21 protein-coding genes are annotated in these 20,502 nt (G+C 32.1%); 6 read left to right on the top strand and 15 right to left on the bottom strand.

What is annotated here, in order from left to right:
* Window positions 1-30: 30 nt before the first annotated feature.
* The 8 genes from ACN5J3_RS01110 to ACN5J3_RS01075 all read right to left on the bottom strand — a co-directional run bounded on the left by ACN5J3_RS01110 (window position 31) and on the right by ACN5J3_RS01075 (window position 7,017).
* On the bottom strand, window positions 31-402 hold the full coding sequence (locus ACN5J3_RS01110; protein ID WP_418510473.1) for a DUF6168 family protein: 372 nt from the start codon (window positions 400-402) through the stop codon (window positions 31-33).
* A 2-nt stretch (window positions 403-404) separates the two neighbouring features.
* Window positions 405-632: an AtpZ/AtpI family protein gene (locus ACN5J3_RS01105; protein WP_417290829.1), complete on the bottom strand. Its 228-nt coding sequence runs from the start codon at window positions 630-632 to the stop codon at window positions 405-407.
* Complete coding sequence (locus tag ACN5J3_RS01100) at window positions 604-1,011, bottom strand: bactofilin family protein (RefSeq protein WP_418510472.1); 408 nt, start codon at window positions 1,009-1,011, stop codon at window positions 604-606. The genes ACN5J3_RS01105 and ACN5J3_RS01100 overlap by 29 nt, the downstream gene beginning before the upstream one ends.
* Before the next feature lie 18 nt (window positions 1,012-1,029).
* The gene (locus tag ACN5J3_RS01095) at window positions 1,030-3,591 is read right to left on the bottom strand and encodes a tetratricopeptide repeat protein (protein ID WP_418510471.1); all 2,562 of its coding nucleotides are present in this window, start codon (window positions 3,589-3,591) and stop codon (window positions 1,030-1,032) included.
* A 106-nt stretch (window positions 3,592-3,697) separates the two neighbouring features.
* A complete protein-coding gene (locus ACN5J3_RS01090) occupies window positions 3,698-4,405 on the bottom strand; it encodes an ABC transporter ATP-binding protein (RefSeq protein ID WP_418510470.1) in 708 nt (235 codons plus the stop codon).
* Window positions 4,406-4,418: 13 nt separating this feature from the next.
* Complete coding sequence (locus ACN5J3_RS01085) at window positions 4,419-5,900, bottom strand: DUF5687 family protein (RefSeq protein ID WP_418510469.1); 1,482 nt, start codon at window positions 5,898-5,900, stop codon at window positions 4,419-4,421.
* A gap of 45 nt (window positions 5,901-5,945) precedes the next feature.
* On the bottom strand, window positions 5,946-6,635 hold the full coding sequence (locus ACN5J3_RS01080) for a hypothetical protein (protein ID WP_418508851.1): 690 nt from the start codon (window positions 6,633-6,635) through the stop codon (window positions 5,946-5,948).
* 43 nt (window positions 6,636-6,678) lie between these two features.
* Window positions 6,679-7,017: a PadR family transcriptional regulator gene (locus tag ACN5J3_RS01075; RefSeq protein ID WP_417290862.1), complete on the bottom strand. Its 339-nt coding sequence runs from the start codon at window positions 7,015-7,017 to the stop codon at window positions 6,679-6,681.
* A gap of 112 nt (window positions 7,018-7,129) precedes the next feature.
* Here ACN5J3_RS01075 and ACN5J3_RS01070 point away from each other — a divergent pair, with 112 nt between their 5' ends.
* Complete coding sequence (locus tag ACN5J3_RS01070) at window positions 7,130-8,185, top strand: 2Fe-2S iron-sulfur cluster-binding protein (RefSeq protein ID WP_418510468.1); 1,056 nt, start codon at window positions 7,130-7,132, stop codon at window positions 8,183-8,185.
* A 106-nt stretch (window positions 8,186-8,291) separates the two neighbouring features.
* Here the strand turns inward: ACN5J3_RS01070 and ACN5J3_RS01065 are convergent, their stop codons facing one another.
* Both ACN5J3_RS01065 and ACN5J3_RS01060 read right to left on the bottom strand, forming a co-directional pair.
* Complete coding sequence (locus ACN5J3_RS01065) at window positions 8,292-9,317, bottom strand: glycosyltransferase family 9 protein (protein ID WP_418510467.1); 1,026 nt, start codon at window positions 9,315-9,317, stop codon at window positions 8,292-8,294.
* Between the two features lie 25 nt (window positions 9,318-9,342).
* Window positions 9,343-9,951 carry a DUF4254 domain-containing protein gene (locus ACN5J3_RS01060; RefSeq protein ID WP_418510466.1) on the bottom strand — a complete coding sequence of 203 codons (609 nt, stop codon included), beginning with the start codon at window positions 9,949-9,951 and terminating at the stop codon, window positions 9,343-9,345.
* Window positions 9,952-10,021: 70 nt separating this feature from the next.
* On the opposite strand from ACN5J3_RS01060, the gene upp reads away from it, so the two are divergent.
* On the top strand, window positions 10,022-10,681 hold the full coding sequence (gene upp / locus ACN5J3_RS01055) for a uracil phosphoribosyltransferase (protein ID WP_417290837.1): 660 nt from the start codon (window positions 10,022-10,024) through the stop codon (window positions 10,679-10,681).
* Here upp and ACN5J3_RS01050 read toward each other — a convergent pair.
* Entirely contained in the window at window positions 10,670-11,596 is a 927-nt protein-coding gene (locus ACN5J3_RS01050; RefSeq protein ID WP_418510465.1) for a DUF6427 family protein, read from the bottom strand. The genes upp and ACN5J3_RS01050 overlap by 12 nt on opposite strands.
* Window positions 11,597-11,675: 79 nt before the next feature.
* Here ACN5J3_RS01050 and ACN5J3_RS01045 point away from each other — a divergent pair, with 79 nt between their 5' ends.
* A complete protein-coding gene (locus ACN5J3_RS01045) occupies window positions 11,676-11,903 on the top strand; it encodes a DUF6341 family protein (protein WP_417290839.1) in 228 nt (75 codons plus the stop codon).
* Here ACN5J3_RS01045 and purD read toward each other — a convergent pair.
* On the bottom strand, window positions 11,898-13,169 hold the full coding sequence (gene purD / locus ACN5J3_RS01040) for a phosphoribosylamine--glycine ligase (protein WP_418510464.1): 1,272 nt from the start codon (window positions 13,167-13,169) through the stop codon (window positions 11,898-11,900). The genes ACN5J3_RS01045 and purD overlap by 6 nt on opposite strands.
* A gap of 56 nt (window positions 13,170-13,225) precedes the next feature.
* Here purD and ACN5J3_RS01035 point away from each other — a divergent pair, with 56 nt between their 5' ends.
* From ACN5J3_RS01035 to ACN5J3_RS01025, 3 genes are read left to right on the top strand one after another with little or no spacing between them, the layout of a single operon-like run.
* Window positions 13,226-14,563: a hypothetical protein gene (locus ACN5J3_RS01035; RefSeq protein ID WP_418510463.1), complete on the top strand. Its 1,338-nt coding sequence runs from the start codon at window positions 13,226-13,228 to the stop codon at window positions 14,561-14,563.
* Window positions 14,564-15,658, top strand: coding sequence for a non-hydrolyzing UDP-N-acetylglucosamine 2-epimerase (gene wecB, locus ACN5J3_RS01030; RefSeq protein ID WP_418510462.1), 1,095 nt, complete (start codon window positions 14,564-14,566; stop codon window positions 15,656-15,658).
* Window positions 15,658-16,821 (top strand): glycosyltransferase family 4 protein, encoded by a 1,164-nt coding sequence (locus tag ACN5J3_RS01025; protein ID WP_418510461.1) that lies wholly within the window; start codon window positions 15,658-15,660, stop codon window positions 16,819-16,821. The genes wecB and ACN5J3_RS01025 overlap by 1 nt, the downstream gene beginning before the upstream one ends.
* On the opposite strand, the gene ACN5J3_RS01020 is transcribed toward ACN5J3_RS01025, so the two are convergent.
* Genes ACN5J3_RS01020 through ACN5J3_RS01010 form a run of 3 tightly spaced genes read right to left on the bottom strand, consistent with a single transcriptional unit; the run spans window position 16,818 to window position 20,473 of the window.
* A complete protein-coding gene (locus ACN5J3_RS01020; RefSeq protein ID WP_418510460.1) occupies window positions 16,818-18,176 on the bottom strand; it encodes an undecaprenyl-phosphate glucose phosphotransferase in 1,359 nt (452 codons plus the stop codon). The genes ACN5J3_RS01025 and ACN5J3_RS01020 overlap by 4 nt on opposite strands.
* Window positions 18,177-19,163, bottom strand: a complete 987-nt coding sequence (locus ACN5J3_RS01015) for a UDP-glucuronic acid decarboxylase family protein (RefSeq protein WP_418510459.1) — start codon at window positions 19,161-19,163, stop codon at window positions 18,177-18,179.
* Window positions 19,163-20,473 (bottom strand): UDP-glucose dehydrogenase family protein, encoded by a 1,311-nt coding sequence (locus tag ACN5J3_RS01010; RefSeq protein ID WP_418510458.1) that lies wholly within the window; start codon window positions 20,471-20,473, stop codon window positions 19,163-19,165. Before ACN5J3_RS01010 ends, ACN5J3_RS01015 begins: the two co-directional genes overlap by 1 nt.
* Window positions 20,474-20,502: the final 29 nt, after the last annotated feature.

Raw genomic sequence — 20,502 nt, 5'->3', positions numbered from 1 at the left:
TTTTAATTTTCATTTGCTTAAAAGCCTCGTTTATTTATTGTTAAGAAGTCGCGCTACGCCAATAGCTTCAATTATTAAAAATAAAAACAACGGAACTATTAGTGCAACCGATTCTGCTTTAAGCAAACTCTCTTTTGCAAATACTGATTCTTGAAAAATTAAAACAAAAGCTCCTATCTTGAAAAACATAAGCATTAGATATGCATACCCTGCTTGATTGGGCATCTTTTCTGCCATAATTTCAACAGAAACGTAAACTTTAAATGCAGCAATTGCATGAAACAAATACACGTGCCATAATGCAAACGAAAGCGTTTGTGTGTTTAAATAGTTATGAGCAGAAAAGGCTATAACAAAACACCCAATTATAGATAATGTAAATACTAGTATTCTTTTTATCAAGGCTAATCTTTTTTATTTGTAATGTTTAGAACTTGTTTTATGACGGCATACATAGCTATAAAAACAGACAGCAAAGTTACTATTTTATAGTAAAGCTGATTTGTATTATTAAATTTAACATCAAGCCAAGCTCCCAACTCACTACCTAGATATATGGTAGCTCCCATTTGTATGGCTATTGTTGTAAATCTTATATATTTACTATACTGCTGTTTTGGTTTTTGAGACATGTTTATCGGCATTCTGGTTTACTCCTTTCATTGAGCATGTCACATTAAATGTTGCTCCAGGATCTACCTCAAGTTTTCCTACAGTTACTTCTCCTTCTATTTTTGCTGTAGATTTTAGCGTAAGTGTTCCCGATAATATTAATTTTCCAGAAAATTCTCCTTCAAAATATGCATCGGTTCCTTCTATGGTTCCGTTTACTATTCCTGTTTTTCCAACAACTATTTTTCCTGGAGTTTTTAGTGTACCGTCAATGGCGCCATCTATTCTAAAACCTCCGTCACTTGTTAGGTCTCCTGTAACTTTGGTTCCTTTTGCTATAATGTTTTGATTTGAAATGCTCTCTAGGTTATGATTGCTTTTTCTATTGTCAGAAAACATGTTTTTTGTATTTAAATATTATTGATTTGAAGCTGTATATTCGTCTACATTTTTATGTATTTGTATCACCCTGTAGTTTGATGAAGATACCGCAAAGAACGGTTTTGTGATTTTATTTTTCTTGCGTTCTAATAATGAACTTGCATAGCCTTCAGCTCCTTCTTTACTTTTTAAACCATGAATAACTACAAACTTTGTTGCTTCATTGTAAACATCTGTTGAAAGTGACATATCAAAAACTCGCACTTTTTCAATGGCTTCCTTTAATTGTTTTTTAAAGTCTTCTATGGATTCAAACTCGTCTTTAGAAAATGTGTATACTATTTTAAAATTCTTTTCTTCAGGGTTATCAGTAAATTTCTTGTTTGATATTTTTGGAAGCACATTGTCTACAATGTTTTTTGCTTGCTGCCCTTCTGGTGTGTTTGCATAATTTAAAGCAACAAAATTCATACCCTTACTATATGCTTCATAACCATGCAATCGCCCAGATGCTTGAGCCTTTAGCAGCTCTAACTTTGGCACTATTGGGTCGCCTTCAAAAAGTGTAATATATTCTTCTGTACCTACTATTACTGCAGCGTACTGTTGATCTTGAAGTTTTCTGTAGAGGTTTTCGTAAATACTTTCAGGACTACTCTCATCTTTAAGGTTTGCGCTTTCTGGATTTTTTAGGATAGCCGCATATCTAGATTCTGGATAGTTTGATATAATATCATTTTTACTAATTGTAGCCTCATCGTTTTCACCTAAAAGTGTATAAATTTTATATAAATTATACTTGCTAGGTAATATTAATTTTTCTTCAGGAGAAAAACTTAAAAGTGTTTGAAACTTGTCTTTAGACAACTCGTATTCTTTAAATTTTTCTTTGTAAATCAATCCTAATTGATAGTATGCATAGTTTCGTTCTTTTGTAATACTATCTATTGCTTTATCTTCTGTTGGAATTTGATCTATATAAAATTTAGGGTCGAAAATTTCATTGCTTGCCTCATCGTCTAACAATCCTGCTAACTCTGTGTTTAATGCTGATTTTGCTTTGCTAGACCATCTCCAATTATCAGCGTTACTTCTATTTCCCCAATTACTAACAAACTCTGTTTTTCCATAAGCTACAGTTGTTGGGTTGTAAAAATAAAAGGTTGCTGCGACTCCTGGCATTGGTCCTTTTGATCTTGCTGCAACTCTAGACATTTGTGCCGTAAGCTTATCATTTGTGTTTGCTGGTTTTTGACTGCGCGCAGCTTGTTCTTGACGTTCTTTTTCTTCTTCTGCTAGTTGTTTTAATTTCTCTGTGTAACCTTGAAAATACGTCAACCTTGCTTCGTTTGACATAGCAACTAAATCTAAAATACTATCATCTACTTTTGCTATATCCTCATAATTTATAACGTCTTCTAAATTATCTCTTTTACGTTTTATAATACGATAAGGCTTACTATTGGTTTTAAGGTTTTTCATGGTGCTATCGTAGTAAGCACCAGCTAACTTATATTCAGAATTATCAAAATTTATATTCCCTATGGTTTCATAGTTTTTTGCTCGCAAAAGTTGGTCTTGCGTATTTGTTCGCAAAGATTTATTGTAATATGCAACCGCTAAAGAATCTGATTGATTTTGTAAATGATATTGGGCAATTTGAAAATATATTTTATCTAAAAAAGGCCTGTTTTCTCTGTTTTCTTCTAAATCTGTTAACAACTCTAAAAACTCAAGCTTATTTCCTTTATCATAATTAAAGTTTTTAGCTTTTTCTAAATGTGCAGTGATTAAATAAATTCTTGGAATTCTTCTGTTTAGTTCTATAACACGGTCAAAAGCAATGTTTGCGCTGTCTTTATCTCCTAACGCATTGTATAATTGCCCTTGAATAAAACGATATCTACCACGTTCGTCATTGTTTTTTGTACTGCTAGCAGCAATATCTATTTGAGTTAAAGCACTATCAAGAGATTTTGTGTTGATATAGGCTTGTGCTAACATAGATGTTGCATCAGCTAGATCTTGCTTTTCTAGTTCTTCTTGCTCTAAAAGACGCTTAAGGTTTTTAATTGCTAGCTCATCATTTTCTAGCCTTATATTGGTTTTTTCTCTCCAAATTTTTGCTTGATTAATCTTATCACTTGCTGGGTATTTGTAAAGAATGTAGTTAAAGGCTTCTAAAGCTGGTATAAAGCGCTGGTCAAAATAGCGGGCTTTTCCTAATAGCAAATATGCTTCATCAATTTGAGGATTTCGTTCTTTACCATCTATATTCATGCCGTGCTTTTGCACTGCTTTTATGGCTTTTTCTTCTGCTCTCGAAAAACTTTCGTTTTTGCTTTGCCCTGGAAGTGTAATTTCTTCAAAAATCTCCATACGCTCTATTGGTAAGATATCCCAATAGTTGTCTTGATATGAAGCTTTCAAATTAACAACACCTTGATTTAATGCGTTATACCCATTAAACAACGTATTGTCTCTAGCTGATAGTGCGTGATAATTTCTATTTAAAAAAGTATCTTTTTTTCTAGAACAACTTGCTGTGACTAGCACAATACCAGTAAGTAATATAATGATTCTTAAAGATGTCTTCAACGTTGGTGATGTTTGGTTAATACATAACTAAAAACAGCTACATATATTATGTAATGCTGTAAAAATAAGCATCTTTTTGAATTATTATGAAAAAAACGACGGACTTTTAAATAGTTTCTGTCCCAGAAAAATGTGCTTCTAACTCTTTTAGAGTTGCTTCGCTAGTTTGTAAATCTTTAATAATTTCTCCTTTTTCTAATACAACTATACGCTCGCAAACATCAGTTACGTGTAATAAATCATGACTAGAAACAAGCACTGTAACGCCTTTTGTAGCTGCCAAATCTTTAATGATTCCTTTTAAACGAATTTGTGTTGTAGGATCTAAATTTGCAAATGGCTCATCTAGAATTACAACATCAGGGTTGCCTATGAGCGCTGCTACAATTCCAGCTTTTTTCTGATTTCCTTTACTTAAGTCTCTTAAATATTTTTTCTGCCCAAGTATTTCGCCATGAAAAAAGTCAGTGTATTGAGTCACTAAAGCATCAACATCAGCTTTATTTTGACCGCGTAATTCACCTATGAAATAAAAGTACTCTTCAGGAGTTAGGTAGCCTATTAAAAAGCTTTCATCAATAAAGGCTGACGTAAATGGTTTCCAATCTTCACTTTCATCTACTTTAATATTGTTGTTTTTTATATATCCTGTTGTAGGTTGAATTAAATCTAACAACAAGCTAAAGTATGTGGTTTTTCCTGCACCATTATTCCCTACTAATCCAAAACTTTGTCCTTTAGGGATTTGCAAATCTGCTATATTTAAAACCGTTTTTTGGCCATATGCTTTTGAGAGGCTTGATGTGTGTATCATAATACGTTTATAATTAATTATCTTGACTAAATGCACTAATCATTTTATACTTTGAGGCTAAATATTTTTTGGTAATAACATTCATTATTTTTTGATGAAAAACAATGCCTAAAACACCTATAATCACCAATACTAAACACGCTATTTCAAAATTAACTAACCAATAGACAACCCCAAAAATAGCTAGAGGTAAAATCATAAGAGGCAAACCTATTAACCACTGAACTGCGCCTGTTCCTTGATAATTAAAAGCTGCTCTTTGATTTAGGTCAATCTTTTTTCTGTTATAAGAGCCTCCTAATAAAATAACATGTGTGTTTATCCCTATATTATAAATTGCGGCTGCAAAATGAGCTAATAAAATTTTCCACCCAAAGTACACATACGGAATACTCAACACAAACAAGATTACTACACTCAAACTCATTAGTGTAAATTTTGACTTAAGATATTGTTTGTATTTAATATTCTGACTCATTAGCATTTTGTAATATCCGCTATCCCAAGCCGGCACAAACTGACCAAAGTTGATTAAGAAAATTCCTGTAACAAAAATACCTATAAACCCATAAAACCATGGCTTGTCAGCATAATTAGGATTAGGATAAAAAATAAGTCCATACAGCAAACCAAAAATCACCAGAAACACTGTAGATTTAGGACGTTTGTTTCTCCATATTAGTTTTAAATCTAGCTGCATAAAAGGTGCAACATCACCAAATCTTTTTGTCCATTCTAAATTTGATGTTTGTACTTCCTTTATATTGGTTTTTAGCCCACTATCTAAATAGAGTTTTCCTTTTAAACTTTTATAATTTATTATATACAGCACTACTAAAAGAAGTATTGGAACTATTATAAAAATTGGTGTATTGTAAATAGCCGTAACACCTTTAGATATAAGACTTGAAAAAGAAACTATATCAAAATAATTTAAAGCAAAAAGACTTCCCGAAACAACAACGATAGGTAAAAATGACAGTTCACTTTCAGCTAATAAATTTTCTATGATAAAATTTAAAAAGTTACCTATTAATGTTATAGTAAAAAGCGTAATCATCCAGAAAACTACAGATACAGAATCGTAATTGTTTGTTAGCAACATTATTCCAAAAGGAACAATTGCAAATAGTGGTAAAAAATTAATAAAGGACAATACTGATTTTCCTAAAACATAGTTTACAACCTTACTTCGTTTTACAGGCAATGTCAATAAAGGTTTAACACTCATTGTTGGTAGTTTCTGAAAGAAAAACCTAATTAATAAATCTGCAATAATCCAATAAAACAAATAGTTGTTTACTATATGTAATGGATCTTGTGCTGGGTAGTGCTCTTTTAGAATAGGATATAATGCAACTCCTAAAGCTAAAAAAGAAAGCATAAAATATAACCCTACAAATACAAGTAAAATATTAAGCGCTATATTTTTTTGCCAGTAAGATGACCTAAAGTATTGTTTCCATTCTAAATTAATAAAGTGTTTTAAAGTCATTTTTTGTGCTGGTTTTATGTATTAGTAATATTAAAACACTTTTTGTTACAAAGAAAACTCTGGGTATGTTTCGTTTAGTAATTCTTCTGCTTTATCTGGTATTAATTTAAAGCTGATAAAATTCACCAGTGTAAGTAACGTAAATATTAGTGTCAACCCTATTACCGCATAGCTATTATTCACAAATTCTTCGGTAATATTAAAAACATTATAAAACTGTGATAAAAACAAAAACGAAATACCACCTGCTTGTTTAAAAATCATTTCTTCAAGCAACCACTTTTTATTAGATATTTCTTTGCGTCTTCTAAACTGCCTGTTTAATTGCACGCTTTTATAAATACACCACGCAGAAATGATTAAGTAAAAAAACACAGCAAAAACACTTACATGATTTGAAGAAAAAGCTAAATAATACATACAAAACAAACTTATGGTTGTTAGAATTTGTGGCACTTTAAACCATTGTATAAGTTCTTTGAATAGGTAACTCATATAGCGCTTATTCATTGCTTTTTGTTTTTGCTCAATAGCTTCCATAAAGCCAAAAACGCCAAATTTTTTAAACGCTCTATCTCTTGCTGTTTCAAACTCTAACTCTGGCTTTTCTTGCCACATGGATTCAATATCATTTGCTAAATGATCAACCAATTCGGTTTGTAAATCATAATGCTCTACAAAATGTTTTCTGGTAAACGCATAAAGATCCTTTATATGTTGTTCTGAAAGTTTCATTAGGTATTTGATAATTTTTGCACTTCTTTTTGGGTTATGTACTTTATTCTAAACTAAATTTAGGATTAACTAACGCCTGCATTGTTTTAATATACTCTGCTAATTCTTCTAGCTTATTTACTGTTTCTTTAGTACCGTTTTCAGTAAGTTTATAATATTTTCTTAAACGGTTATCTACTTTTACAACCTCAACATCTAGCAAACCTTGAGCCTCTAGTTTATGTAACGCCGGATACAATGCACCTTCGGTGATTTGAAGCTCGCCTTTTGTAAGTGCTTTTACCTTTTGCGTAATCTCATAACCATACATTTTATCGTTCTCGTTTAATAACTTTAAAATGATTGTGTTTAAGCTGCCTTTATATAACTTTGAATTACTCATAACAACACAAATATACATAATTTTCTTATGCATAAGTTTATTATGTATTATTTTAATCTTAAAAACGTAACAAAAACAACCATCCTTTCTTACTTTTGTAAAAAAATAATTCATGGCGCAATTTCATAAACTCACCATAAAAGATATACAAAGAGAAACTGATAAATCTGTAACTATTAGTTTTCATATTCCTGAAACATTAAAAAGCGAATTCTCGTTTACGGCAGGACAATACATTACGTTGAGAACTACCTTAAATGGTAACGAAGTACGTCGTGATTACTCCTTGTGTTCATCGCCTAAAAGTGGTGAGATAAAAGTTGCCGTAAAAGAGATAAAAGACGGTACATTTTCTGCCTATGCAAATAATGTATTAAAAGCAGGAGATACTATAGATGTTGCACCGCCAAAAGGACATTTTACATTTGTTCCTAACGATAAAAAAACCAAAAACATAGCTGCGTTTGCTGCAGGAAGCGGTATTACTCCTATATTAAGTATTATAAAATGTGCACTAGAAGAAGAAGTTCATAGTGAAGTGATTTTGGTTTACGGAAACAAAACCACACAAGACACCATATTTCTAAACGAACTTTTAGAACTACAGCATAAATACAGCGAGCGTTTTTCTATCCAATTTGTGTTTAGTCAAGCTGATGAAGACGATGCTATTTTTGGTAGAATAGAAAAAAGCACAGTGAATTATGTTATGAAAAACAAACATAAAAACATAGATGTTGATGCTGTGTATTTATGTGGTCCAGAAGCTATGATTCACACCGTTAAAGATGTATTAACCGAAAACGGAATAGCAAAAGACCGAATTTTATTTGAACTTTTTAAAGCTGCAAAACCAACCGAAGTTGATAATAGTTCAATTGGTGAAGGACAAACAAAAATCACAGTAATTGTTGATGATGAAGAAGCAACTTTTGAAATGTCTCAAAAACAATCTATTCTTGAAGCAGCTTTAGATGAAGATTTAGACGCACCATATTCTTGCCAAGGCGGAATTTGCAGCAGTTGTTTAGCGCGAATTAAAGAAGGTGAAGCTACTATGCGTCAAAATAATATTTTAACCGATAATGAAGTTGCTGAAGGCTTAATTTTAACGTGTCAAGCGCATCCTACAACACCAGTAATTGTTGTGGATTATGATGATATTTAAAAAATTCCTACGAAAGTAGGAATCTCTTCATTTCTAAAAAACTCATAGTTACTTCGAGTGATTTTGAGGTGCAAAAAATTGTGTCGAAAAGTTTTAGATTCCTTGCCTACGCAGGAATGACTGACTGTATTTTCTCTACAACTGTTTTAACCGGAATACTTCCTGCGGCATTTTTATAGTCTTCTGGGAATTTATTACCGTAAACCGACGTTGGAATTTTTGGGTATTGTGTTCTATCTGCTAATAAGCAAAAATCTTCTGGTTGGTTAAAAGGAGTAAAACCAGCATACGGATGTGTAACACCCCAAATCGTCATGGTTTTTACACCTAGCATAGCAGCAATATGAGAATTACCAGAATCCATAGAGAGCATAACATCTAAATTTGAAACAACATCCAATTCTTCGTCAAGCGATAATTTTCCTGCTAGATTAATAATGCCTTTTTCTTGAGATTCAAAATAGGTAAGTGTTTGTATTTCTTTTTTTCCGCCACCAAATAATAAAACAGTATACTTTTCAGCAAGTTGCTCTATCACTTCTTGCATTAAATCAAGCGGATACATCTTACTTTCGTGAGCAGCAAAAGGCGCAATACCAATGCGTTTTTTTTGTGAATTCCCAATAGTTTCAATTACTTTTTTACTTAATGGCTTCTTTTCAGGAAAGTTAGGATTTGATAAATCTATCGGAAATCCTAGTGTTTTAAAAACGTCAGCATATCGCTGATGTGTTGTTTTTAGTTGCTTGAATTCCTGCCCTGAAACAAGGGCTTTCTTTTCAGCACGACCTTTATCTATTTGTACGGTTTTTATTCCGAAGAGAAACGTTTTTAAAATATTAGAACGCAACACATTATGCAAGTCAGCAACAGCATCTATTTTTAATGCTTTTAACTCTTTAGACAATTTATAGAGCCCTAAAATGCCTTTGTGTTCATGTTTTACGTCAGCATGAAACACGCTAACATTTTTTAAATCTCTAAAAAACGGTTTAAAAAAAGCGCGTGTTAATACAGTAAGTTTTACATCAGGATATTGCTGCGTAAACGCACGTAACACATTTACTGTCATAGCAACATCTCCCATTGCTGAAAGACGAATAACGAGTATGTGTTTAGGCGCGTCTTGCATTAGATTGCTTTACTAGCAATGCTGTTTATTTACTAGCGCGAAGAACTGGGTTTAGCTCATCGTCGTTATACATTTTCATTTGCTTATACACTTTCATGTACTTGTCTCCGTTTTCAATATCTTTTAAAAGCGTATCAATTGCGGTAGAAAGATCTACACGTTGCTCTAAAAGCACGTCTAACTTCTTTTGGCAAGCTGCTCTGTGCGCATCACTAGCGTCAGTTCTTGTTGCCTCTACATTCATGTGATAAATTTTTAATGCTAAAATTGACAATCTATCAATTCCCCAAGCAGGACTTTCGGTATTTATCGTAGCATCTACTTTTGGAGTAACATCTTTATATTTATCTAAGAAGTAGCTGTCAATATATTCAACAGTATCAGTTCTATCTTGGTTTGAGGCATCAATTTTACGTTTTAAAGCTAATGCATCAACAGGGTCGATATTTGGATCTCTAATAATGTCTTCGTAAGCCCATTGTACAGTATCAATCCAACATTTTCTGTATAATAAATGTGCAATGACATCTTCGTTTTTATCATACTTGTTAGTAAATGGTTGATCTACGGTATTTTTAATTTTGTACGTGTTTATAGCATCTTGAAAAATACTATTGGCTTTATCTGAAAACATATCTTTTAATTTTAAAGCTACAAATATAGCTCTATTTCTTAACTTTACCGAAACCAAATACCAATATCAAATGCAGATACATAACCTTACTGAAACGAATTCGGTTTTAAACACCTTTATTACAGAAATGCGTGATATTAATACACAAAAAGATCCGCTTCGTTTCAGGAGAAACATAGAACGCACAGGAGAAATTCTAGGTTATGAATTAAGTAAAGTTTTAAATTATAAAGCAAAATCTACAACAACACCGCTTGGCGTTTCAGAAACCATGCTCATTAATGATGATATTGTGTTATGCTCTATTTTAAGAGCAGGAGTACCATTACATAATGGTTTGTTAAACTATTTTGATAAAGCTGAAAACGCATTTATTTCGGCTTACAGGCATCATAAAGACAATCCTGAAAGTTTTGAAATTATTGTAGAGTATTTAGCATGTCCGGACCTAGAAGGCAAAACACTTATTTTAGCAGATCCTATGCTTGCTACTGGACAATCTATGGTTGCAACTTTTGAAGCTTTAAAGCCTTTTGGAACACCAAAAGATGTACACTTAGTTAGTGTTATTGGTGCGCAAGAAGGTGTTGATTTTGTTTCACAGCATTTTGATGTTAATACACATCTATGGATTGCTACTATTGATAAGAAACTAAACGAAAAAGGTTATATTGTTCCTGGATTAGGAGACGCAGGTGATTTAGCTTTTGGAGCAAAACTACAGCACTAGGCTTATAATGGGCGTGATTATTAATATCCAAATCAATAATTCTTTAAACCATTTTTCAGAAATCATTTCTAAATAGTTTGTCATAATTATTGCTAATGGTGCAAAAAGAAAAATAAATTCAGCTCCTGTTTTTTGAGGAGAAATAATGATGATAACAAGCGCAATTAATGTGGCTATAAAAACCAAATAATAAGCCGGTTTTTTAGTTCTTGATTTTGCATTTATTCCTTTAAAATAATACACCAATGCCCATACAAAATACGAGAACATTATTGTGGAAGAAATTATAATGGACTGCTTGTTTAATTTGCTGAAATCAAAACTAATGTCATAATTAAAGCTTGAAATGTAAGTTTCAATGTCTGTATTTGTAACAATTAAAACGCCAGTTGCAAGTAATGCAACAGCAATAATTCCCAGAAAAGGAATAATCCAGTTTTTTATATCAGCAATGGCATACAATACTAGGGCTACAAAAATGAGAATAAAAAAAAGCGAGGCCCAAAAGTATAAGAGTGTTGCAATACTTAACCAAAATGCTGCATCAAACAGTTTTTTCTTTATCTCTTTTTTACTACGTAAACTAATAATTCTTCTTAACGCTAATAAAACAAACAGATTAGAAACCAGTATTTTAGAATTCAAAAATGTTTGAGGAAGCATAATTAGAAACAAAGTGAAAAACAGGATCTTGTAACTGTTTTTTTTTGTTAAATCGTTTTTTCCTGACAGAAAATCAAACACAAAAATTGAAAATAAACAAACCCCAAAAAGAATTATTTGTTTAAAAATATTTAGAGTTTCTATAGGCTCATTACCAAGAAAAAACTTAACAAATATGTAAACAAACAGCAACACACTACTTGTTACCACAAAATGTATTGGTTTTGCTTTGCTAAAAAAACTTGAAATCATTTATATTGTTTGTATATTTGCCTTGTAAATATATTGATAAACCATTTAAGCTCGTAAAGAGTACCTTAAATTATATACAATGAAAGATTTTTTCTACGCCATTCAAGACTTATTCGTCAATGTTTTATTTTCACCTCTTGATGCTTTAAGAGAACTTGAATTAGAAAATTGGTGGGCAGCCAATGGTCTAAACTGGATTTTTATGATTATCTGTTTTACCGCTTTTGTTTACTGGATGGGACAGCTTAAAAAATACAACGATAACAATGAAGAAGATAAAAGTATATCTTCTCATTCTTACCTATAAATCGAAACCAATATCTTTTCGATAATTCATCTTATCAAAATGTAGTTTATCTATATTTTGATAAGATTTTTTTAGTGCCTCATTATATGTGTTTCCATAGCTAGTTATAGCCATTACACGTCCGCCAGATGTCACTACTTTTCCTTCTTTTACATTTGCCCCAGCATGAAATGGAATAGAACCTTCTACAGCTTCTAATCCTGTAATTTCTTTTCCTTTTTCGTAAGCTTCAGGATAACCACCAGAAACCAACATAACAGTTGTTGCTGCACGCTCGTCAATCTCTATTTGTATGGTATCTAATGTTTGATTTGCTATGGCATTAAATATTTCTACAATGTCGTTTTTAAGTCTTGGTAAAACTACTTCGGTTTCAGGATCTCCCATTCGTACATTATACTCTATAACTTTTGGGTCGTCTCCTACTTTTATTAAACCAATAAACACAAATCCTTTATATGGTAAATTATCTTTTTGAAGTCCGTCAATTGTTGGTTTCACAATACGTTCCTCAATTTTATTTAAAAACTCGGGTGTGGCAAACGGCACAGGAGATACTGCTCCCATTCCACCTGTATTTAAACCTGTATCACCTTCGCCAATGCGCTTGTAATCTTTTGCTGTTGGTAAAATTTTATAGTTTTTTCCATCAGTAAGCACAAAGCAACTCAACTCAATGCCATCAAGAAACTCTTCAATAACAACTTTTGAACTTGCATTACCAAACTTGGCATCAACCAACATGTTTTTAAGCTCTGTTTGGGCTTCTTCCAAATCATTCAAAATCAAAACACCTTTACCAGCAGCTAAACCATCAGCTTTTAATACATACGGCGGATTTAAAGTTTCTAAAAAGGCGTAACCTTCCTCAACATTACTTGCATTAAAACTTTGATATGCAGCAGTAGGAATATTATGACGCATCATAAACTCTTTTGCAAACTCCTTACTACCTTCTAACTCTGCAGCCGCTTTTTCTGGACCAATTACAGACACATGCTTTAAGGCACTATCATTTAAAAAATAATCATGAACACCTTGAACCAATGGATCTTCAGGACCAACAACAACCATATCTATTTGCTTGTCGATTACAAGCTTTTTTATGGCATCAAAATCAGTTACCGAAATATTGATGTTTTCAGCAATACTAGCAGTCCCAGAATTTCCAGGTGCTACAAAAAGGTTATTGCATAAAGGGCTTTGTGCTGTTTTCCAGGCAAAAGTATGTTCTCTTCCTCCTGAACCAAGTATTAAAATATTCATGTTGTGTTATGTTTGCTGCAAAAATAATTGCTTTTACGCTTAAAAAATAATTAGTTTTGAAAAAAGATTTTATGAGTTTTTACAACACTGTCCTTAAAAGCCTTATACTTCCTATCGGAGATAGGTTTTTTGGTGGTACATATTTAAAACATTTAAAATCTTGGCAAAAATTAGATACTAAATCAGAATTTGAGTTAAAAGAAATACAACAACAAAACCTCAAAGAGATTCTTTTATATGCAAAAACGCATGTGCCTTATTACAAAAACATAAGCACGGATAGCCTATCTGATTTCCCTATTCTTACAAAATCGATTTTAAGAGACCATAAAACCGATTTGATTTCTTCTGAATTTGATATCACCACACTAGATAAACATCATAGCAGCGGTAGTTCAGGCGTGCAGTCGTTTACATACATGACCAAGGATCATACATTTTACCTACGTGCTTTACAAACCCATTGGTGGCAATGGAGCGGTTATAAAATGGGTGATAATTTATTACAATTTGGTATTTCGCAAAAGCGTTCTTTTTTAAAAAAATTAAAAGATATTTTTTATAGATGTACGTATGTCAAAGCTTTTGGCTTATCAGAAGAAGAATTAAAACTTACGTTACAAAAAGTATCTAAAAAAAAGCGTTTGTTTATCGCTGGTTATCCTTCAGTAATAAACCAATTAGCTAAAGCAAGTATTGATTTTGGAATTACACCCAATGTTATTGGCGTTATTTGTTTTGGAGATAAGCTATTTGATTCATACAAAGCAACGATTCGTCAGGCTTTTGGAAATAACATAAATCTAGTTGACACATATGGCTGTGCAGAAGGCTTGCTCATGGCTTGTAAAAGTGATTTAGATTTCTATTATGTCATGTCGCCTCATGTATATTTAGAGCTTGTTGATGACGCAGGAAACCCTATTGAAGACGGAGAAATGGGACATGTTTTAGTAACATGTTTAACAAATAAAGCGATGCCTTTAATTAGATATAAGTTAGGTGATTTGGCTATAAAATTACCTAAAGAGAAGCATCCTAAAAATCAATTATTAAATTATCCGTTGTTACAAAAAGTTGTAGGACGAGAAACAGATGTAATAAAAACAACAAAGGGAATCACGCTAAACATTCATAGCTTTACTGGTGTTTTAGAATACTATCAAGCTATTAAACAATATAAAATCATTCAAAACGATTTAGAAAGCATTACAATTGTTTATATTGTTGACACCAAATATGAATTTGATAACGTTATTTTAAACGACATAAAATCTAAACTTGATATTTTAACAAACCATTGTTTAACTATTGTTTTCAAAGAGGTAAATAAAATATCACCTACTAAATCGGGAAAACCTCAAATTATAGAGTCAAACTTGAAACCATCTTAAATGAACATTACCATAGTTGCTGGCGCACGACCTAATTTTATGAAAATAGCTCCAATTCTTGAGGCTATAAAACAAAAACAAACCCAAGGTTTTAATATAAATTTTAGGTTAGTTCATACTGGGCAACATTACGATAAAAACTTAAGCGGAACATTTTTTGAAGAATTAAACATTCCGTTACCAGACACTAATCTTGAGGTAAAAAGCGGCACACAAGCACAACAAACAGCAGGTATCATGATTGGTTTTGAAAAAGAACTTGCAGAAAACCCATGTGATTTAGTGTTGGTTGTTGGTGATGTAACCTCAACCATGGCTTGCACTATTGTGGCAAAAAAAACAGGTATTGATGTGGCTCATGTTGAAGCTGGAATACGCTCTGGTGATATGCGTATGCCTGAAGAAATAAATAGAATTGTAACGGATAGTTTGACAGATTATTTTTTTACAACCTCCAAAAAGGCTAATGAAAACCTGCTAAATTTAGGTGTAAAACCAGAACAAATTTTCTTTGCAGGAAACGTCATGATTGACACATTACGAAAAAATGAACCGCGACTAAAACAGCCTGGCATTTGGCAAACTTTAAATCTAAAACCAAAACAATATTTAGTAATTACGTTACATCGCCCTAGTAATGTTGATGAAGAACAACAACTCAAATCTTTAATTACACAAATTGTAACGTTAGGTAAAGATTTACCTATTATTTTTCCTGTGCATCCGCGTACAAAAAAACTGTTAGAAGGCCTAGATTTAAATTTTGAAAACCTGCATTACACCAATCCGTTAGGATATTTAGAATTTAATTATCTGGTAAAACATGCGCTTGGTGTTCTCACAGATTCTGGAGGCATTACAGAAGAAACCACTGTTATGAATGTGCCATGCATTACACTTCGCGAAAACACAGAGCGCCCAGAAACGTGCGACATTGGTACCAATGTTTTAGTTGGAAGTGATCGTAATAAAATTGAGTCTGCATTTAAAAACTTACTTGATAATAACTGGAAGCAAGGTAAAATTCCAGAGTTATGGGACGGATATGCAGCAGAAAGAATTGTTAATCATCTTATTGAAATATACAAGTTATAGTGAGTGACATCTTAATAATAACCAACTATTTTCCACCTGAAACAGGAGCTGCATCAAACCGTATTTTTCATTTAGCCGAAGGACTACAAAAACAAAATTATTCAGTTTCAGTAATAACACCATTACCTAATTACCCTAAAGGCGAAATTTTTGATGATTATAAAGGTGTTTTTAAAAACACCTCGGCAGAAAATAGCATTACCATACATCGTTTATGGATTTACGCTAGCAATTCTAAAAACAAACTAAAACGCTTAATAGCTATGCTTTCATATAGTTTTAGTTTAGTTTGGTTTTTTATGTGGAATAAACTCCCTAATAAGGTTATTGTACAATCTCCACCGCTTTTAGTCGCTTTTACTTGTATGTTTTTTATACGAAATAAGAAACGTAAACTTATTTTAAACGTTAGTGATTTATGGCCAATTGCAGGCTTGGAATTGGGTGCTTTTAAAAAGAACTTTAGTTACAAACTTTTAGAGCGCATTGAACGTTTCAATTATAAAAAAGCAGATTTAGTTTTAGGTCAAAGTGAAGAGATTTTGGCACATATAACATCTATTTTCCCAGAAAAAAACACCTTTTTATATAGAAACTTCCCAGATTTTGACCCGCCAAAACTTGTAGAAAAACCTACAAACCATGGAAAAATAAAAATGGTTTATGCTGGTTTGCTAGGCATTGCTCAAGGTATTTACAAGCTTTGTACAGAATTAGACTATAGTAACATACAGTTTCATGTTTATGGTGCTGGTGCCGAGAAAGAAAGTATTGAAAACTTGATTGCTACAAACCCTGAATTAGATATTGTTTATCATGGTGAAATTGCTCGTTCAGAACTTCATCAAGCACTCTTACAATACGATTTAACAATAATTCCGCTATTAAATAGAATTTATGGCTCTGTACCTTCAAAAATATTTGAATATGGCAAATTAGGGCTTCCTATGCTTTATTTTGGTGGTGGCGAAGGAGAAACAGTAATAGAAAACCATAAATTAGGTTGGGTAGTTCCTTCATCAGATTATAAAGCGTTAAATCTTCAGCTTTCAAAAATTGCTATTACAGAATTAAATCATTGTTTTAAAAACCAGATACAAAAAACAGCTTTAAAAAACTTTGATTTTGAAAGACAGCTGCACGCATTGGTCAAATCCCTCTAATAAGCTTTTTCTTCTCCTTTTACTGCGTTTATAAAGGTTCTTATTATTATTTTTAAGTCGAGTAGTATTGACCAGTTTTCAATATAAAAAATATCATATTTAACACGGCCTATAATATCTTTATCGGTTTCTACTTCTCCTCTAAAACCACTTATTTGTGCTAAACCTGTTATACCTGGTTTCACAAAATGACGCACCATAAACTTGTCTACTTTTTTTGCGTACATATTTGTATGGCTAACCATGTGTGGTCTTGGACCAACAACAGACATATCACCAAATAACACATTAAAAAACTGTGGTAGCTCATCTATACTAGTCTTTCTGATAAATTTTCCAACTTTAGTAACACGTTGATCTCCTCTTGTTGCTTGATGCAAATGCGCATCTTTGTTTGGAGTCATAGATCTAAATTTATAACAATCAAACTCTTTATAGTTAAACCCGTTTCTTGACTGTTTGAAAAACACAGGTCCTTTTGATTCAAGTTTAATTAATATTGCTATGATTGGCGTAAGCCATGAAAGAATAAAAATAATAACTAAAGATGAAAATAAAATATCAAAAGCTCGCTTTATAAACATGTTTACAGAATCCTCTAATGGAATATCCCTTAAAGAGAGTATAGGAAGGTAGTCGAAATACTCATATTTAAGTTTTTTAGAGTAGATATCTTTATTATCTGGCAAAAACTTAAGAATTTTTAAGTTGTTATCTGCAAAGTCTATAACTTGGTGCATTTGAGAGTTTGAAAGCTCTGAAATAGAACAATAAACTTCGTCTACATGTTCAGATTGAAGAAACTGAAAACAAGACTCTAGACTAAAATTATCTTTATCCTTAACATTAAAGGTTTTTTTATGTATGTAACCATATTCTGGATTTTGGTTAAAAAAACTTTCTAAAGCTAGTGTTTGTTTGTTTTTTCCAAGTATTGCCGTAACCCTATAGTTACCACCAAAAGCTGTTCTATACTTTTGAAGTAAATAGTAAAGAGCAAATTTAAATAGACCTATAAGTATAAAAGCGTATAGGATATACTTAAAGATTGTTTGAGGTCTTATGTTTAACTCATGATTAAACCCAGAGAACGCAAAAACCAATAGCGTAAACAATACCAGCTGCCTAAAAATTAGTGTTAATATTGTTGTTTCTCGGGTATACCTATATACTTCATAAAACTTTGAAAAAATAGATAAAATAATCCATGAAAAAGTAGAAACTATAAGAAATACAATAGGTTCTATACTTTTAAAAAAGTATAGAATAGCCAAACTATTTATAATACTTAAATCTATTAAGTATGATATAGGTCTTAAATATCCTGAATATCTTCCTTGTTTAAATGAACTCACCTATTTTTTTATATGTTTAGTAAAATCTTTATGCTCGCTTTTTCGAAGCTCGTCATAAGAAAGGTTTTTAAAATAGTTGAATGTTTTTTTCATACCTTCTTCTCTGTTCACTTTAGGTTCCCAGTTTAATAGCTTTTTTGCTAAATCAATATTTGGTTGACGCTGAAGAGGGTCGTCTTTTGGAAGTTCTTTGTAAACTATTTTTTGATCAGTTTCAGTTAATTTTATTATTTCTTCAGCAAAATCTTTAATCGTAATTTCATGAGGATTACCAATATTTACCGGATAAGAATAATCACTGAATAGTAGTTTAAATATACCGTCTACTTGATCATCAACATAACAAAAAGATCTTGTTTGAGAGCCATCTCCAAAAACCGTCAAGTCTTCACCTCGTAGTGCTTGCCCCATAAATGCTGGTATGACACGACCATCATTAAGTCGCATTCTTGGACCATATGTGTTAAAAATACGAACTATTCTTGTTTCAAGTCCATGAAACCTATGGTAAGCCATAGTTATAGATTCTTGAAAGCGCTTAGCTTCATCATAAACGCCTCTAGGACCTATAGTGTTTACATTTCCGTAATAGTTTTCGTCTTGCGGATGCACTAATGGATCTCCGTACACTTCTGATGTAGATGCAATTAATATTCTAGCTTTTTTTGCCTTGGCTAAACCTAGTAAATTATGCGTTCCTAAAGATCCTACTTTTAGTGTTTGAATAGGAATTTTTAAATAATCTATTGGACTGGCTGGTGAAGCAAAATGGAGGATGTAATCTAAATCTCCTTCTATTTTTACAAACTCTGTAACATCATGCTCAATAAATTGAAAGTTTTCATTTTGTAATAGGTGTGTAATGTTTTTTTTATCACCTGTGATAAAATTATCCATTCCTAAAACATAAAAACCTTCACTTATAAACTTGTCACATAAATGAGATCCTAAAAAACCAGCTGCTCCTGTTATTAAAACTCTTTTCATTAATGTACTGTCTTTCTACCTATAGAAGCATAATAAAACCCTTCATTTTTGGCATCATTTACATCATATAAATTTCTACCATCAAATATAACAGGGTGCTTCATGTTATTTTTCAACTTTTTAAAATCTGGTGTTCTAAATATACTCCATTCTGTACAAATAATCAATGCATCCACATCTTTTGCTACATCGTACATATCTTGAATATAGTTTAGTTTGTCAGCAAACTTACGCTCTACATTTGACATTGCTTCAGGATCATAGACATTTATTTTTGCTCCTCTGGCTAACAGTTCTTCTATTACATATAATGCAGGAGCTTCTCTAATATCGTCTGTTTCTGGCTTAAAAGCCAAGCCCCAAACAGCAAAAATTTTTCCTTTTAAATCGTTATTAAAATAGCTTTCTATTCTTGGTATAAGAATTTTCTTTTGTGTATCATTTACCTTAATTACGGCGTTTAAAATATCAAAATTGTAGTTGTTGTCTTTTCCTGACTTATGTAATGCTTTTACATCTTTAGGGAAACAAGAACCACCATAACCTATTCCTGGAAAAAGGAATCGCTTACCAATTCTAGAGTCGGTTCCCATACCACGTCTTACCATACCAACATCTGCACCAACTTTTTCACAGAAATTGGCAATTTCGTTCATAAAAGTAATTTTAGTAGCCAAGAATGAGTTAGCAGCATATTTGGTAAGCTCTGCAGACTTTTCGTCCATTACAATAATAGGATTACCTGATCTTACAAAAGGTTTATAGAGCTTTTGCATTAAAGCTGTTGCTCTTTCTGAACTTGATCCAATTACAATACGTTCAGGTTTTAAAAAGTCATCAACTGCAAAGCCTTCTCTTAAAAACTCAGGGTTAGAGACTACATCAAAATCAACATTAGTTTCTTTTGCAATAACATCTGTCACTTTATCAGCTGTACCAACAGGAACTGTGCTTTTGTCTACTATAACCTTATACTCCTTTATAAGTTTTCCTATATCTTTTGCTGCACCTAACACATATGAAAGATCTGCAGAACCGTCTTCGTCTTCAGGAGTTGGTAAAGCTAAAAAGATAATATCACCATGCTCGATACCTTCTTTTAATGAAGTTGAAAACTTGAGTCTTTGGGCTTTTATATTACGGTCAAAAAGTACATCCAAATGCGGTTCATAGATTGGAACTATACCTTCTTGCATTTGTTTTACTTTTTCTTCATTTATGTCTATACATAAAACATTGTTTCCTGTTTCTGCAAGACAAGTTCCTGTAACTAGACCTACGTAACCTGTTCCTATGACTGATATTTTCATTATATTTTCTAATTTATTACTGATTTTAT

Source organism: Corallibacter sp. (assembly GCF_048381695.1).
GTDB lineage: Bacteria > Bacteroidota > Bacteroidia > Flavobacteriales > Flavobacteriaceae > Corallibacter > Corallibacter vietnamensis.
The sequence above is the reverse complement of the archived record's forward strand: the minus strand, read 5'-3'. Positions and strand labels throughout refer to the sequence as shown.

Coding starts and splice junctions, on each gene's coding strand:
- ACN5J3_RS01105 (WP_417290829.1), bottom strand. CDS start 632: ATGTCTCAAAAACCAAAACAGCAGTATAGTAAATATATAAGATTTACA.
- ACN5J3_RS01100 (WP_418510472.1), bottom strand. CDS start 1,011: ATGTTTTCTGACAATAGAAAAAGCAATCATAACCTAGAGAGCATTTCA.
- ACN5J3_RS01090 (WP_418510470.1), bottom strand. CDS start 4,405: ATGATACACACATCAAGCCTCTCAAAAGCATATGGCCAAAAAACGGTT.
- ACN5J3_RS01085 (WP_418510469.1), bottom strand. CDS start 5,900: ATGACTTTAAAACACTTTATTAATTTAGAATGGAAACAATACTTTAGG.
- ACN5J3_RS01080 (WP_418508851.1), bottom strand. CDS start 6,635: ATGAAACTTTCAGAACAACATATAAAGGATCTTTATGCGTTTACCAGA.
- ACN5J3_RS01075 (WP_417290862.1), bottom strand. CDS start 7,017: ATGAGTAATTCAAAGTTATATAAAGGCAGCTTAAACACAATCATTTTA.
- ACN5J3_RS01070 (WP_418510468.1), top strand. CDS start 7,130: ATGGCGCAATTTCATAAACTCACCATAAAAGATATACAAAGAGAAACT.
- ACN5J3_RS01065 (WP_418510467.1), bottom strand. CDS start 9,317: ATGCAAGACGCGCCTAAACACATACTCGTTATTCGTCTTTCAGCAATG.
- ACN5J3_RS01060 (WP_418510466.1), bottom strand. CDS start 9,951: ATGTTTTCAGATAAAGCCAATAGTATTTTTCAAGATGCTATAAACACG.
- upp (WP_417290837.1), top strand. CDS start 10,022: ATGCAGATACATAACCTTACTGAAACGAATTCGGTTTTAAACACCTTT.
- ACN5J3_RS01050 (WP_418510465.1), bottom strand. CDS start 11,596: ATGATTTCAAGTTTTTTTAGCAAAGCAAAACCAATACATTTTGTGGTA.
- ACN5J3_RS01045 (WP_417290839.1), top strand. CDS start 11,676: ATGAAAGATTTTTTCTACGCCATTCAAGACTTATTCGTCAATGTTTTA.
- purD (WP_418510464.1), bottom strand. CDS start 13,169: ATGAATATTTTAATACTTGGTTCAGGAGGAAGAGAACATACTTTTGCC.
- wecB (WP_418510462.1), top strand. CDS start 14,564: ATGAACATTACCATAGTTGCTGGCGCACGACCTAATTTTATGAAAATA.
- ACN5J3_RS01015 (WP_418510459.1), bottom strand. CDS start 19,163: ATGAAAAGAGTTTTAATAACAGGAGCAGCTGGTTTTTTAGGATCTCAT.
- ACN5J3_RS01010 (WP_418510458.1), bottom strand. CDS start 20,473: ATGAAAATATCAGTCATAGGAACAGGTTACGTAGGTCTAGTTACAGGA.